This is a genomic window from Aureisphaera sp., assembly GCF_059726885.1.
The window spans coordinates 3485662-3497977 of record NZ_AP041051.1; the positions used below are offsets into that span (position 1 = coordinate 3485662).

14 protein-coding genes are annotated in these 12316 nt (G+C 39.7%); 6 read left to right on the plus strand and 8 right to left on the minus strand.

The features are described from left to right. Window positions 1–2: 2 nt before the first annotated feature. The 3 genes from gldF (at window position 3) to dnaN (ending at window position 3626) form a co-directional block, all read left to right on the plus strand. A complete protein-coding gene (gene gldF / locus AC6JAD_RS15740; protein WP_461303999.1) occupies window positions 3–719 on the plus strand; it encodes a gliding motility-associated ABC transporter permease subunit GldF in 717 nt (238 codons plus the stop codon). Continuing rightward, on the plus strand, window positions 716–2398 hold the full coding sequence (gene gldG, locus AC6JAD_RS15745) for a gliding motility-associated ABC transporter substrate-binding protein GldG (protein ID WP_461303998.1): 1683 nt from the start codon (window positions 716–718) through the stop codon (window positions 2396–2398). Before gldF ends, gldG begins: the two co-directional genes overlap by 4 nt. Window positions 2399–2507: 109 nt before the next feature. Next, window positions 2508–3626: a DNA polymerase III subunit beta gene (dnaN, locus tag AC6JAD_RS15750; RefSeq protein ID WP_461303997.1), complete on the plus strand. Its 1119-nt coding sequence runs from the start codon at window positions 2508–2510 to the stop codon at window positions 3624–3626. Window positions 3627–3696: 70 nt separating this feature from the next. Here dnaN and AC6JAD_RS15755 read toward each other — a convergent pair whose 3' ends face one another. Both AC6JAD_RS15755 and AC6JAD_RS15760 read right to left on the minus strand, forming a co-directional pair. Then, on the minus strand, window positions 3697–4119 hold the full coding sequence (locus tag AC6JAD_RS15755) for a DUF1573 domain-containing protein (RefSeq protein WP_461303996.1): 423 nt from the start codon (window positions 4117–4119) through the stop codon (window positions 3697–3699). Between the two features lie 120 nt (window positions 4120–4239). Next, window positions 4240–4803 carry a hypothetical protein gene (locus AC6JAD_RS15760; protein ID WP_461303995.1) on the minus strand — a complete coding sequence of 188 codons (564 nt, stop codon included), beginning with the start codon at window positions 4801–4803 and terminating at the stop codon, window positions 4240–4242. 137 nt (window positions 4804–4940) lie between these two features. On the opposite strand from AC6JAD_RS15760, the gene AC6JAD_RS15765 reads away from it, so the two are divergent. Continuing rightward, a complete protein-coding gene (locus tag AC6JAD_RS15765; protein WP_461303994.1) occupies window positions 4941–5939 on the plus strand; it encodes a hypothetical protein in 999 nt (332 codons plus the stop codon). A 7-nt stretch (window positions 5940–5946) separates the two neighbouring features. On the opposite strand, the gene AC6JAD_RS15770 is transcribed toward AC6JAD_RS15765, so the two are convergent. The 3 genes from AC6JAD_RS15770 to AC6JAD_RS15780 are packed head-to-tail and all read right to left on the minus strand — an operon-like array spanning window position 5947 to window position 8083. Further along, window positions 5947–6714 (minus strand): cyclase family protein, encoded by a 768-nt coding sequence (locus AC6JAD_RS15770; protein WP_461303993.1) that lies wholly within the window; start codon window positions 6712–6714, stop codon window positions 5947–5949. Between the two features lie 55 nt (window positions 6715–6769). Further along, on the minus strand, window positions 6770–7693 hold the full coding sequence (locus AC6JAD_RS15775) for an alpha/beta hydrolase (protein WP_461303992.1): 924 nt from the start codon (window positions 7691–7693) through the stop codon (window positions 6770–6772). A gap of 27 nt (window positions 7694–7720) precedes the next feature. Further along, window positions 7721–8083: a DUF4870 domain-containing protein gene (locus AC6JAD_RS15780; protein WP_461303991.1), complete on the minus strand. Its 363-nt coding sequence runs from the start codon at window positions 8081–8083 to the stop codon at window positions 7721–7723. Window positions 8084–8198: 115 nt separating this feature from the next. Here AC6JAD_RS15780 and mnmE point away from each other — a divergent pair, with 115 nt between their 5' ends. Further along, window positions 8199–9590, plus strand: a complete 1392-nt coding sequence (gene mnmE / locus AC6JAD_RS15785; RefSeq protein ID WP_461303990.1) for a tRNA uridine-5-carboxymethylaminomethyl(34) synthesis GTPase MnmE — start codon at window positions 8199–8201, stop codon at window positions 9588–9590. A gap of 125 nt (window positions 9591–9715) precedes the next feature. Here the strand turns inward: mnmE and AC6JAD_RS15790 are convergent, their stop codons facing one another. The 3 genes from AC6JAD_RS15790 to AC6JAD_RS15800 all read right to left on the minus strand — a co-directional run bounded on the left by AC6JAD_RS15790 (window position 9716) and on the right by AC6JAD_RS15800 (window position 11440). Next, window positions 9716–10360 (minus strand): CAP domain-containing protein, encoded by a 645-nt coding sequence (locus AC6JAD_RS15790; protein WP_461303989.1) that lies wholly within the window; start codon window positions 10358–10360, stop codon window positions 9716–9718. A gap of 140 nt (window positions 10361–10500) precedes the next feature. Further along, a complete protein-coding gene (locus AC6JAD_RS15795; RefSeq protein WP_461303988.1) occupies window positions 10501–10950 on the minus strand; it encodes a cupin domain-containing protein in 450 nt (149 codons plus the stop codon). 34 nt (window positions 10951–10984) lie between these two features. Beyond that, complete coding sequence (locus AC6JAD_RS15800; RefSeq protein WP_461304014.1) at window positions 10985–11440, minus strand: COG2426 family protein; 456 nt, start codon at window positions 11438–11440, stop codon at window positions 10985–10987. Between the two features lie 161 nt (window positions 11441–11601). On the opposite strand from AC6JAD_RS15800, the gene AC6JAD_RS15805 reads away from it, so the two are divergent. Then, window positions 11602–12237: a hypothetical protein gene (locus AC6JAD_RS15805; RefSeq protein WP_461303987.1), complete on the plus strand. Its 636-nt coding sequence runs from the start codon at window positions 11602–11604 to the stop codon at window positions 12235–12237. Window positions 12238–12316 lie beyond the last annotated feature (79 nt).

Consider the following 12316-nt stretch of genomic DNA (forward strand, 5'->3'; position numbering starts at 1 on the left):
ATATGATAGCCCTAATAAAGAAAGAGATTCGAAGCTTTTTTTCCAGCCCAATTGGGTATTTGGTCATTGGTTTGTTTCTAGTATTTAATGGATTGTTTCTTTGGGTCTTCGGTGGAAATTACAATGTGTTCGATGCGGGCTTTGCAGACCTCAGTTCCTTTTTCGAATTGGCTCCTTGGGTATTGCTTTTCTTAATCCCGGCAGTGACCATGCGGTCGTTTAGTGAAGAAACCAAACTAGGCACGTTGGAACTCTTACTTACAAAACCTTTAGGGCTGCGAAATATTATTTTAGGTAAGTATTTCGGAGCGTTTTTGCTCATAGTCATAGCGCTAATCCCAACATTGACTTATATTCTTACCATCTCCAATTTAGGAAACCCGAGCGGTAATTGGGATGTTGGCAGTACAATGGGTTCTTATTTTGGACTGTTATTCTTGGCACTGGCATATACCTCGATTGGAATTTTTTGTTCGTCGCTTTCCAGTAACCAGATCGTATCGTTTATAGTAGCCGTATTTCTTTGTTTCTTGCTCTATTTTGGGTTTGAAGGACTCGCCAATAGTAATTCAGGTTTCAATTTGGCAAACCTCGGAATGGAGTCGCACTTTAAAAGTATGGCCCGTGGCGTGATCGATACTAGGGATGTGATTTACTTTTTGAGTGTCTCCGTTTTATTTTTGATTGGAACCTATATAAAATTGAAAAAGGAGTCATGAGCAAGCACAAATTGACCATACTCCTAGCAACCTTAATCGGTGTCTTATTCATAAATTGGATAAGCAGCAAAGCCTACAAGCGCTTCGACCTTACACAGGACAAGCGGTATACACTATCGGATGAGGCAAAAAATACGATAGACGGAATAGATTCCCCCATTACCGTCGAACTGTTTTTAGATGGGAAACTACCGCCAGAATTCAAAAGACTGCAAATAGAAACCCGGCAACTTCTTGAAGAGTTTTCGGCATTTAATCCTAACATTCGGTATCAATTTGTAAATCCCTTGGATGAAGATATTGACAGAAATGCCATTCAACAGGTAATGATACAATTTGGCATTAAAGGTGCCAATGTGCAGATTCAGGAAAATGGTAAAACTACCAACGAAGTGGTTTACCCATGGGCATTAGCCACTTTCAATGAAAAAACGGTTCCCATACCACTATTAAAAAACCAATTGGGAGCCTCCTCAGAAGATCGCATCAATGGTTCCATTCAGAATCTGGAATATGCATTTGCCGATGGTTTTAGTAAACTTACACTACCCAAACGACGTAAGGTTGCAGTGCTTAAAGGGAATCAAGAACTCCCTGATCGGTATTTAGCTGACTTTATAACTACCCTACGGGATTACTATTACATTGGACAGTTCACCTTAGATTCGGTGGCCACTAGTCCACAACGTACTTTGGAAAGTCTTTCTGAGTACGATCTCATTATTGCAGCACAACCACAGCGACCATTTTCAGAAACGGAAAAGTATGTGCTTGATCAGTATACAATGAATGGCGGGGCATCCTTATGGATGGTAGATGCTACGTACCAACAATTGGATACCGTAAGTGGAAGCACTTTTGCAGTTCCTATGGATTTAGGACTTAACGATTTTTTCTTCAGATACGGTGTTCGGGTTAATTCGAATTTGGTCAAAGACGTATATGCCGCACCTATTACCCTAGCCAGTGGGGATGGCACAGAATCGCAATACCAGCCTTATCCATGGTTGTATCACCCACTTTCGGCCAGCGCTAATAATCACCCTATCACCACCAATATTGAAGCGGTTAAGTTCGAATATGCCAGTAGTATAGATACATTACCCAATTCTATAGAGAAAACCATTCTTTTAAGTTCCTCCCCTATTTCTAAAATTGTAGGGTTGCCTGCCGAAATAAATATTGACAAGGAAATCCCAAAAAACCTAAAGATTGTAAATGAAGGACCAGATCCACAAGAATTCAGCGCAGGGGAAATTCCCTTGGCCGTTCTTTTGGAAGGGGAATTCACTTCGGTCTATGCCAACAGGGTTAAACCATTTTCGTTACAGAACCCAAAAGAGAACGGTGTCTCAGCCAAAATGGTGGTTATAAGTGATGGAGATGTAATAAGAAATCAAATGGATCGGGGTAGGCCATTGGAATTAGGATTCGATAAATGGACCAACTCCTACTATGGAAACAAGGAATTTCTGCTGAATACGGTGAATTACCTGCTAGACGATAGCGGACTTATAAACATTCGAACCAAGCAAATTGCCATTCCATTTCTCGATCCTCAAAAGACAGCCCAAGAAAGGACATTCTGGCAAATGATGAACCTGCTGTTACCATTAGGTTTGTTGGGTATTTTCGGAATTTTCTTTCAATGGTATCGCCGTAAAAAATACAGGCGTTAGTTGTTGATAAGTTTGTTTTAACATACAAGGCATTTAAGATATATTTGTAGGTAAGGAATACCCTATTTTAGGGTATAGGAAAAAGAGTATTCTACTGAAATTTGAGTAAATGAAATTCATAGTATCGAGTTCGTATCTTCTAAAACAGCTACAGGTGCTTGGGGGCATCATAAACAATAACAATACATTACCCATTTTGGACAATTTTTTGTTTCATCTGAACGAAAATGAGCTTACTGTCTCTGCTTCGGATCTGGAAACTACCATCTCTTCTAAACTAGAAGTAGAGAGTAATGAAAGTGGAAGTGTTTGCATCCCTGCACGTTTGTTATTGGATACGCTAAAAACATTTCCGGAGCAACCTTTAACTTTTACTGTTGAGGATAACAATACTGTTGAAATCAGCTCTAATCACGGTAAATACGCATTGGCCTATGCAAGTGGTGAGGATTTTCCAAGTCCAGTTACACTAAACGATCCTAGTGCAACCGTTATTCAAGGAGATATTTTGGCAACGGCTATTAGCAAAACCATATTTGCATCGGGTAATGATGATCTGCGACCAGTCATGAGTGGTGTGTTTTTCCAATTCTCTAACGATAACCTCACATTTGTGGCTACCGATGCCCATAAATTGGTGAAGTATACCCGAAATGATGTGACCGCATCACAAACGGCGGAATTCATTATGCCAAAGAAGCCATTGAATTTATTGAAAGGAATCTTGGCCGGTAGCGAGGAAAATGTAACTGTTGAATACAATGAGAGCAATGCCAAATTTGTTTTCGACAATACGGAAATGATCTGTCGCCTCATCGATGGAAAGTACCCCAATTATGAAGCGGTTATCCCAAAAGAGAACCCTAATAAATTGACAATAGATCGGGGGCAATTCCTCAATAGTGTACGTCGTGTAAGTATTTTTAGTAATAAAACCACACATCAAATCCGATTGAAGATTGCTGGAGCCGAATTGAACATCTCTGCGGAAGACATAGACTATAGCAACAAGGCAGACGAACGTTTAACCTGTGATTATCAAGGTGATGATATGCAAATTGGGTTCAATTCCCGTTTCCTAACCGAAATGCTGAACAACCTAACTAGTGATGATGTTTCTTTGGAAATGTCCTTGCCCAATAGAGCAGGAATCCTTACTCCAATCGATGGCTTGGATGAAGGGGAACAAGTTACCATGTTGGTAATGCCTGTGATGTTAAATAACTAGTCTGTCAACAATAGAACATAAAAAAATCCGCTGTTATTCAGCGGATTTTTTTTGAGTATCCTTGAGCTCTTTAGCTTTTGCTAGGGGCTTCCAATACTTTACCTTTTATCTTTAGAACTTTTCGGTTCTCCTTGGCATTGGAAATGACCGTAATAGTCTTTGAAAATGGCCCGGCTTTACTGGTCTTATAATTCACCGAAATTTCAGATGACTCTCCAGGCATGATTGCTTTCGTTGGTTTAGACGCTACCGTGCATCCGCAACTGGTTTTAACATCTGCTATAACTACAGGCGATTTTCCCACATTGGTAAATGTAAATGTTTTAGTCCCGTCAGATTTATAGGCCACATTACCATAATCGATCACTTCTTCATCGAAAGCCAAAATACCAGCATTATCATCTGCCAGACTTTGAGCATTCAATGTGAAAATGCAGCAGAAAAATAACACCGACATCCAAAAAGAAGCGAAGGTTTTTGTTTTAATATTCATAACTGTGTGTTTTTGATTAATACAATACAAACATCCATTAAAATACTGTAAACCTTATATTTACTGGGTTTGAATGCAGTACTAGACCCAGTTGGAATTCCCGTAGGCCCCCAACTTTTATTACCATTTGCGGTTATTCCATTGTATAGAAATACCAAATGTATGAACGATATTAATAGCGTTAATATTGGCGCCCAATTTTAGGCCGATCGAAAAACGAGGGCCAGTATGTATCCTTAGTTTCCCCATAATAGGAAACCCAATGGTCGCATCATCAATAGGTTCGCTGGGGGATGAGAAAAAGCCTCCAGATCCTTTAGATTGGAATGAAAAATAGCCGATCCCAGCATGGCCTTCTACAAACACCGTTCTTGAGAGTCCCATTTCCCTGCCATAATAAAGGTTAATTTGTTTAAAACTGTCGTCAGGGGCAAAAAGGTCATAGCTTTCCCCTATTCCACCTAAAAGGGTAAATAAATGTTCCCCATATTCGAAGGTAACATCGGCTTCAAAAGCACCCCCGCCTGTATCGCCATCTCCATAAAAACCCAAGGGAAACATTATGGACAAAGACCTAGTGGTAAATCCAGAATCCGAAGATTCAACGTTATTTGATACTTCCTGTGCTTTCCCAGTAGTCCCAATTATGGTTACCAGAAAGCTAATGAAAACATACTTCTTCATTGTATAGATATTTTAGATTCAGAAACCGAAATTAGTAGTGGATTTTGGGAGCCTTATCGTAAGATGTATGAATATTTTATCAAAAAAATTGTGATTTTTGCGCAATATGGTATTTTTGATATCCAAACTTGTAAAAAATGCAAGAGCTATTCATAAAGCACCTAAGATCACATATTCCGGAAAATCAATCCCTCATAGAGCAAGTAGCGTCTATTTTGAACATTCATTATGATGCCGCTTACCGAAGGGTAAACAGTAAAACCAATCTTTCACTGGAAGAGGCAGTAATACTAGCCAAGCATTATAAAATTTCCCTGAATAAACTTTTCGAAGTGGGAGATGAAAATACATTGCTTGCCGAAAAATCGAGCCCAATTAGAACGGCTGCCGACTTGGAGTTTTATTTCAGGAGTAGTTACCAAAGTATCCAGCCATTGGCAAAACTTAAAAGCGCCTCTATAATTTATTCTGCCAAGGACATTCCCATTTTTTATACGCTTACGGATTCCTGGCTTACACGTTACAAGTTCTATGTATGGTTAAAGTTTTTGAATGAAGATGGTTCTATGGAAAAACAAACCTTCGAGGATTTTGCTACTACCATTCAGCCTTCATTAATGAAATCTGCTTTGGAATTATCGGACATGTACAAGTACATTGACGTATTGGAATTCTGGAACGACAACACCGTAAATGGGACACTGCAACAGATACTATATTATTATGAATCCAATCATATTTCGAAAGAAATGGCTCTTTTGGTTTGTGAAGATTTAAAGAAAGTGGTCGATCATGTCGAGGAGCAGGCCATTCGGCAAGTTGTTACAAATTCTAAAAACAATGCGTCCTATCAATTATATAAAAGTGACTTGCTCACCATGAGCAATACCGTGATGGTAAAGACAAGTCACCAGAAAATGTTCTATATCCCATTTACAGTACTTTCCTATTTTCGGGTGTCGCATCCTGCTACCTGTAATGAATTGCATCGTTTTTTCGAGAAACAGATGAAAAACTCCAAACTGTTAATCAAATCGGGAGAAAAGGACCGTGCTTTGTTTTTCAATCGCATGCTTCAAAAGATACAATCTGTTATAGACAGAATAGAGGTAGATCGGGACCTAAACTTCTTTTAAATCGAAATCAGTCTTCTAGCATGGCTACTACCCGTGCCGGTGCCGCGGAAGCACCAACAATCTTAAGCGGAAATACCGCTACTTTGAATCCGCTATAGGGCAAGGCGTCCAAATTTATCAATTGTTCCATATGATAGTATTCCTTTCGTTGCCCTACCAAATGTGCCTCCCAAAATAGTTCCGGGTTTCTTGTTTTCTTTGCTTCTTTTACTAAATGCTTTAAGGGTAAATCCCAACCCCAAGAATCGATTCCCATTACTTTTATCCCTTGGTCTATTAACCATTCTGTAGCTTCGGCACTCATACCGGTACCCACCATTGGAAAGTCTTTGGTCCCGTTGTATTTGTCACGCCCCGTTTTTATGAGTACGATCATTTTGGGTGCCAAGGCAAGTCCATTTTTGTTCAAAAAGTTCTGGATATCATTAACAGTGATTGCCTCAAAGTCTGGTTTATGGGCCATATCGATTACTATTCCATCTCCATAACCCAATTCCAATGGCATTTCATCTATGGTTTTAGAAGGCTCCCCATTGCAGGTAGGAGCATAGTGCCAAGGGGCATCTATATGGGTTGTAGAGTGAACGCCCATCTTTTGAATGGTATCATCTGCCCAACCCACAAAGCCTTTTGGAAATAAATTCTTGGGAAGCCCGAGAAAAAGACGAATCAGCAGATTGGCTTTTCTATGTGGTTTGTGCTTAATCTTTACGCGCATAAACCACGGATCTTGTTTATTATAACGTATGGGCTTGGAAAGATCTACTATTTTCATTGGGTGGGTTTGTTTAGTAGATGAAGGTACTAAATTTCACCCTCCCTTCCCTAAACTAGAATTCTATTTCGTCATAAATGGGAAGTGTTTGTGCTTCTACAAAATCAAAAATGGCGTATAGATAAGCCTCCCCTCCTACCTCCCCAACATTGAGATGGCCAGCTCCTTTAACCAATTTAAAAAACTTTACCTCAGAAGCTAAGTTGTCGTACAACGATTGTCCATAGGTATAAGAAATGCGCTCATCTGCATCACCATGAACTATAAAAACAGGTTGTTCTATATTTTTTACGGAAGAAATCGGACTTACCAAATCTGGATCGAATTGAGCGATTTCCCCTGCCTTTCGCAACGAATAATCGGATAGGGATTTTATCCCAAACCCCTTTAGAAATCGCTTTTTATAATCATAAACGATAATATCCAACTTGGTAAATGTACTTTCCACAATGCCGAAATCAATTCGTTCATCATATTCCAAGCTTTGCAATGCTATAGCACCGCCCAAAGACTTTCCCCAAATTCCTATGGGTAGCTCTGGATGTTTTTCCTCAATAAAATCTATAATCTTAGAGATGTCATGTTTTTCATAAAATCCGTAGGTACAATACTCGCCTTCGCTTTTGCCATGAGCCCTCAAGTCGAACACAATGCTGCTGTAACCTTGCTTAGAGAATTCGGTTGCCGTAGGCACAAAGTGTTCCTTGCATCCTCCAATACCATGTACAAAGATTAGGATCCCTTTTGGTGACGGGCTTGATGCATGTACCCAATGCCCTTTGAGATTTATACTATCTCCTACAGCAATGGTGATAGAATCGCTTTCGGCCCCATACTGTTCGGGCGTAATCCCTAAATTAACCCTTTGCGGTTGCAACATGGCATAAGGTGCAACGTGAGTGAACCCTATATAACCCCCAACACCAATGAGAAGTATGGAAATCACTAGGGTTTTGATCCAAAAAGATCTTTTGCGCATCTTCACAAATCCTTGTGCGTGATCGAATTAAGAAATAAAACGAATGGTAGAAAAGTAACTGGGAGCTTCCCCATTATTGGCTTTAATCGCGTTTATTATAGGTAATACAAAACCAAGGATTCCTACATAAATAAGTCCTAAAATACCCAAACCTAACAAGAAGATAGCTGGTATGGAGAGTATCGTGATTAGAATCATGGTAAGTTGAAAGTTCACCACTGCTTTACCGTGTTCATCCATGCCGAGTACCTTATCTTTTTGGGTGAGCCAAAGGATAAGTGGAACGAGCAGTCCTCCAAACCCTGTTACATAATACAGGAGTTGGGACAGATGCGTAACCATTAATAGTGAATTGTCCTGACGTTTTGCGGTAGAAGGTATAATTTCCATGATTCTGATTGATTGAATGATTAACTTAATCTATTGGTAGCAGAATTCTCAAAAATGTTACAGCGTTGGTGACTCTTAGAGGCAAACCGCTAAGTAATTCGTACTTTTGCGCCCAATGAAGTACGATGAAACCATAGTAGCCTTGGCAACCCCTGCAGGTGCAGGTGCCATTGCTGTAATCCGTCTATCGGGGAAGGATGCTATTGCTATTGCATCGGAGCTATTCCACTCGGTATCTGGTAAGGTATTGAGCGAGCAGAAGACCCATACGGTTCACCTAGGGCATATAAAGGATATGGAACGCGTGATTGATGAAGTTTTGGCGACCATTTTTAAGAACCCCAATAGTTATACAGGTGAGGATGTGGTGGAATTTTCTTGTCACGGGAGTAACTATATTCAACAAGAAATCATTCAGCTCTGCCTACGTCGTGGGGCCCGAATGGCACAGGCTGGTGAATTTACACTTCGTGCTTTTCTCAATGGAAAAATGGATTTAAGTCAAGCAGAGGCCGTGGCCGACCTTATCGCTAGTGATAGTAAAGCTTCGCATCAATTGGCTATCCAGCAAATGCGAGGTGGTTTTTCTTCAGAAATCAAAAAATTACGGGAAGAGCTCTTAAATTTTGCTTCCCTCATTGAATTGGAACTGGATTTTGCTGAGGAAGACGTAGAATTTGCCAATCGAGATGAGTTTCAAAAACTCATTACGCGAATTACACATGTTCTGAAAAGTCTTATCGATTCATTTGCAACCGGTAACGTGCTTAAAAACGGAATCCCTGTGGCTATTGTGGGCGAGCCCAATGTGGGCAAGTCGACACTTCTTAATGCATTACTGAACGAAGAACGTGCCATTGTAAGTGATATAGCTGGAACGACCAGGGACACGATAGAAGATGAAATCGTGATTGGTGGAATTGGGTTCCGCTTTATAGATACCGCAGGAATACGTCGTACGGATGATGTAATTGAAGGCTTAGGAATCAAGAAAACCTTCGAGAAGATGGAACAGGCACAGGTCGTTATCTATCTCTTTGATGCCACCGAAAAAAAGGATCACACTACTGAAATTGAACAGGTAAAAAATAAATATCCTCAAAAGCCCCTTGTTATTATCGCCAATAAGGTAGATCAACTTTCTAAGGAAACTAGAAATCAATTTGATATTTCCCTGAACACAATCGAAGGGTCTCACCTACTGCTCCTTTCAGCAAAAACGGGAGAAGGTGTTGAAGAACTCAAGGAAAAATTGCTCGATTTTATCAACACGGGCGCCCTGCGCAATAATGAAACCATCGTCACCAACACCCGGCATTACGATGCACTTTTAAAAGCCCTGGAAGAGATATTGAAGGTTCAGGAAGGATTAGATTCCGGTCTTAGTGGTGATTTACTGGCAATTGATATTCGACAGGCATTATACTACTTTGGTGAAATTACCGGTGAAATTTCGAACGATGAATTATTGGGAAATATCTTCGCGAATTTTTGCATCGGAAAATAGTTGAACTACTTTCAGCCTCCAGACCCTTCACAGATTCTGTCAATCTAGTCTCAAATAAATCAATAATAGGAAATTAAATAAAAGCCCTTTTGGGTTGGGAAATTATATATCGTCCCAGTTGTTGCCTACAATTCATTATAGTAATTTACAACAATAACATGGCTATCACGGTCAATGGCATAATACCCCACCGCAACTCCCCTGCTTCTTGTATCCATCATAGCTTGATAATGACCTCCTTCGGGACCTTCATCATAAAAGAGTTTGGGAACCCACCATACAGATCTTTCAACGGTTCCTGGAGAATCATCTCCTCCCCTGCCTCCTCCAGCCGCACCCTGTGATGCCCAGCCGCAACCGTCGCTCCAATGAAAAGTGTCATTTTCTAGAGCAAGTCGAGCTTCGCGTGCTGCACAAAGCTCATATTCCACGGCACGTACATAAGGTGGCAAATTATGCATGGCGCGATATTCGTTAATTTGGTTGGTGGCGTATTCTCCAACATCTACATAGCCGCAATAGGGATCGGCTGACATGAGTTGCATTAGGCCTTCATTGCAAAGGTCTTCTGGATTCCCAGGACCGTCTGGTGATTCACCCACTAGGGATGTTTCCAAACGGGAAATAACTTCATCTTCATCAATTCCTAAATCCAGTAAGGGACTGTGCTGTGGGCCGGAATCATCTTCGGAACAAGCAGAAAATAAACTTATTGAAATTAGTAAAATAGCAGGTATTGCCAATCGAAACAACAAAAGTGGGGATTTCATAGTTCAAGTAACTTAAGATTAATGGGGTAGCAGGGCTTAAATTACTACTTTAAGATTAAATGCTGAAATTAATTTCGTTAAAACAGCCTCCTTCTATATACCCATAAACAGTTATCACTAAGAGTATAATACAAAAATGACTACTCTACACTACGGTACTTTTCATCTGTTAATTTCTCTAACCATTTGGTTGGAGCACCACCATAAATAGCGAGATAGGTGCATTTAGTATCTGGAGTAGATGCATGCCAATGTTCGACACCAGGAAGACTTTTAATGACATCCCCTTTTTTAATTATTTGAACGGGCTTTCCCCTTTCTTGATAATAGCCTTCACCTTCGATAATGAGAAGTTGTTGTCCATCTGGATGCACATGCCAATCTAATTTTGCATTGGCAGCAAATTCAGCTACAACAATGTTATAATTAAAAGTGCTATCGGCCTCACTAATTTTGTTCAACCATACATCACCTGTGTGATGCACATTTGGAGCTTTTGTTCCCTTTGGGAAAATAGCAGTCTTTGTTTCGTCCTGTTGGCATGAAATTACTAGTACGACAATTGTGATAAGTAGTAGAATTTTTTTCACAAGTTCAAAAATTTAAGAGTGGAAACTACAACTATTAAAAAGCACCCTGACCAAAGAATGTAACGCACCAAACAATAATAGAAGAAATCGTTATTCCAATGGTGTTGGCGGTAAACGCTTTCTTTCGCTCCATTTTAAACAAATAAGTTGCTATAGAACCTACATACACTCCGGTTCCTGGCAGGGGAATCATTACGAAAAGTGCCAACCCAAGGTAGCCGTATTTATTAAAGTTCTTTTTAGATCCTTTTTTGGCTCTCTTGGCCACCCATATAGCGCTTCTCTTGTACCAATTCCATCGCAAAAGCGGGGTGTTTATTTTATCCAAGAAGATCATCATTAAAGGAAATACTAGAATATTGGCCCCCAATGCAATGGCAAAAACAAAATAAGGGTTAAGGTCATTGAGCATACCGTATGGGATTCCTACCTTTGCTTCCCCAAATGGGGAAAGGCTCCATAAAATAGTAAGTAAGGTCTCTTTCACAATATAAGAATGCAAAATTACGGCTCTTTTGTTAATGAGAAGTCGCTAGTTATCATAAAAAATAACTAAAACTTAATCCTTGTCTTTCAAATTTGAAAAACATACCTTATATACACCGTTAATTTCCTCCTAATTTATATATTAAGCAAAAACAGTACCGTAGTATGATTCATTTGAATTACAAATCTTATAATCGAGGTCTTATAATCTTTTTCCTCTTTATTACCATTTTCGCAACTCACAATAGTTATTCCCAAAATGAATACTATCAAGTGCCGCCGCCATCTCCAGGAAAAGCAGTTGTCTACTTTGTTATTCCGGTTGGCTATAAACCCACTCAAACATTCGATTTTTTTGAAAAAGGACAATTCATAGGAAGCATTATCGGGCCGAATTACCTTCGGTATGAATGTGACCCCGGAAAAAACCTGTTTTGGTTGGCCACCAGAGATTTCAATGAAGTAATCGACTTCATTGAAGCAGATTTAAAAGCCGATGTTATTTATGTTCTCGAAAATTATACTCCAAATAATATGTGGAGTGATTCCAACGGTTTCTATTTAATGGATGAAGAAGACGATAGGCAAATGGCGCGAATCTTTGCTACAGTAGCACATGCAAAAGGAAGCGAGCCATCACAGAATTACCTGAATGAAATTCAGAAAAAACAACAGAACTACATAAATGAAAGCATTCGGGTAATTCAGAAAAGACGAATTTCCAGAAATAAAAGAAAGAAGTTCAAATTTCTTAGTGAGCCCTTCGAATTTCCTCTTTTAGAAGTTCCTCCAAGGCACTAGTTGCACGCGCATTACTAAAAAAATGACAATCATAAAGCTTGCTTCATACCAATCGAAAAGAAATGTTTCGTCAATTTTC

Excerpts from the sequence above, each read along its gene's own strand:
- mnmE (WP_461303990.1), top strand. The coding sequence starts at position 8,199 with ATGAAGTACGATGAAACCATAGTAGCCTTGGCAACCCCTGCAGGTGCA.
- AC6JAD_RS15765 (WP_461303994.1), top strand. The coding sequence starts at position 4,941 with ATGCAAGAGCTATTCATAAAGCACCTAAGATCACATATTCCGGAAAAT.
- gldF (WP_461303999.1), top strand. The coding sequence starts at position 3 with ATGATAGCCCTAATAAAGAAAGAGATTCGAAGCTTTTTTTCCAGCCCA.
- AC6JAD_RS15775 (WP_461303992.1), bottom strand. The coding sequence starts at position 7,693 with ATGCGCAAAAGATCTTTTTGGATCAAAACCCTAGTGATTTCCATACTT.
- AC6JAD_RS15770 (WP_461303993.1), bottom strand. The coding sequence starts at position 6,714 with ATGAAAATAGTAGATCTTTCCAAGCCCATACGTTATAATAAACAAGAT.
- dnaN (WP_461303997.1), top strand. The coding sequence starts at position 2,508 with ATGAAATTCATAGTATCGAGTTCGTATCTTCTAAAACAGCTACAGGTG.
- AC6JAD_RS15805 (WP_461303987.1), top strand. The coding sequence starts at position 11,602 with ATGATTCATTTGAATTACAAATCTTATAATCGAGGTCTTATAATCTTT.
- AC6JAD_RS15780 (WP_461303991.1), bottom strand. The coding sequence starts at position 8,083 with ATGGAAATTATACCTTCTACCGCAAAACGTCAGGACAATTCACTATTA.
- AC6JAD_RS15760 (WP_461303995.1), bottom strand. The coding sequence starts at position 4,803 with ATGAAGAAGTATGTTTTCATTAGCTTTCTGGTAACCATAATTGGGACT.
- gldG (WP_461303998.1), top strand. The coding sequence starts at position 716 with ATGAGCAAGCACAAATTGACCATACTCCTAGCAACCTTAATCGGTGTC.
- AC6JAD_RS15790 (WP_461303989.1), bottom strand. The coding sequence starts at position 10,360 with ATGAAATCCCCACTTTTGTTGTTTCGATTGGCAATACCTGCTATTTTA.
- AC6JAD_RS15755 (WP_461303996.1), bottom strand. The coding sequence starts at position 4,119 with ATGAATATTAAAACAAAAACCTTCGCTTCTTTTTGGATGTCGGTGTTA.